At 49.6% G+C, this 1,455-nt stretch carries 2 protein-coding genes; both read right to left on the bottom strand.

All coding sequences use genetic code 11. The annotated features are described in order from the left end of the window. Nucleotides 1-42: 42 nt before the first annotated feature. Complete coding sequence (locus D6783_03825) at nt 43-501, bottom strand: hypothetical protein (protein ID RME52776.1); 459 nt, start codon at nt 499-501, stop codon at nt 43-45. A 33-nt stretch (nt 502-534) separates the two neighbouring features. After that, nucleotides 535-1,038, bottom strand: a complete 504-nt coding sequence (locus D6783_03830) for a hypothetical protein (GenBank protein RME52777.1) — start codon at nt 1,036-1,038, stop codon at nt 535-537. Between the last annotated feature and the right edge of the window lie 417 nt (nt 1,039-1,455).

A 1,455-nucleotide genomic window follows, 5' to 3' on the forward strand; every position in this document is an offset into this window, starting at 1 on the left:
ATATAGAAATACTATGTCCGACTCGTAATATATATCACTTGTCTATCGTCCCTTGAGCAGTTTGGCCTTTGCCTTGCGCAAATCTTCAGGCCTAGCAGATTCTGGGAACTTACCGTGCGCCTTAAAATATCTTACTATAGTGTCTACGTCGTCGGACTCTGACTCTTGATCTGATTCCGACTCGTCCTCGTCCTCGTCGCCGGAATGAGCCTCTTGTTTAGCCTCAACGGCACCTTCGAGCAATCCAGAAAGAAAATCAATAACAGGATCTACCAGAGGACCACCAGACTCATCTTCGCCAAGAATAGCTCCGCGTAGCATAGTACGGCCTAATTGTTTCGGATCTTGGCCTTCTACAGCACGCTCAAGCACATAAGCAACAACGTGGTGCGCCATCTTCCGCGCGTCGCTTTCAACAAAAACAGCTCGGTTCATGGACGCAACGTCTTCGGCCAATTCGACAGTATTATCGATCATTTCCGCTATTTTTGATAGTGCCATCCTTATTACCTCTGTTGTCTATTGAAATTAGACCTACGACGACTTCTTTTTCTTCTTTTTCTTGCTCTGTTTTTTGGTCGGCGCGGCCTGTTTTTCGGTCGGAGCGCTCTGCGCTTCGCTTGGAGTGCTCTGTTTTGCGGCGGAAACTTGCGCCTGAGCGGTTGTACGTTTTAGTATCTTGGACGCCGCTTTTGCTGCTTCCACAGATGGGCTTTCTGCACCAGGTGTTGCTACCTCAGGTGCGGCTGCAGCAGGGGTCGTTTTCTTAGCTGTTTTCTTAGCCGTCTTCTTGGTTGTCTTCTTGGTTGTCTTCTTGGTTGTCTTCTTGGTTGTTTTCTTAGATGCTTTTTTGGTTGTTTTCTTGGTTGTTTTCTTTGTGGTTGTTTTCTTCTTGGGCGTCAGTGTAGATGGTAGTGGAGTAGCGGCCCCGCTGGCTGCGTGTTTGAGATACGACGCCCGTGCGCTGGGCGACGCACGTAATTTCGACACAGAAGTAGCCTTTAGCGCTGGCGCCGCTCCTGATACTTTTTTCAACAATGACCCAGGACCGGGGCCACTGGCTTTAGTAGAACGCTGTTTTACGGCGCTTAGCGCCTTCATCATACGAGGAGTGGGTTTACTCTTTTTCAACCTTTTGATTCTTGCCGTAGACGGAAGCTCGACTTGACCGGCAGCAATTCGTTTACCGAATTGCGATAAGCGCTGCTCTACACCAGACGGTAGTTCTTTTCCTAATTTGGTAGCCAACCTAACAGGCACGCCCTTCTTAAAGCCGACAGTTGGTTGTGGTGCTGGCTTAGCAACTGGTGGTTTACCGGTTTGTGACACTGGCTTGGCGACGACAGTTTTAACTGGTCCAGGAGGTCCATGAACGCTGATTGCGGAAGGAGCGACTTGACCCGGCAAACCTCTTGGTTGTGGCTGAGCCTGTAATTGCGGTTGATGGCGCGAAGC

The organism is Candidatus Woesearchaeota archaeon (assembly GCA_003694805.1).
Lineage (GTDB): Archaea > Nanobdellota > Nanobdellia > Woesearchaeales > J110 > J110.

Bases quoted from the DNA above. Each gene is read 5' to 3' on its own strand.
- D6783_03825 (RME52776.1), bottom strand. From the start codon at position 501: ATGGCACTATCAAAAATAGCGGAAATGATCGATAATACTGTCGAATTG.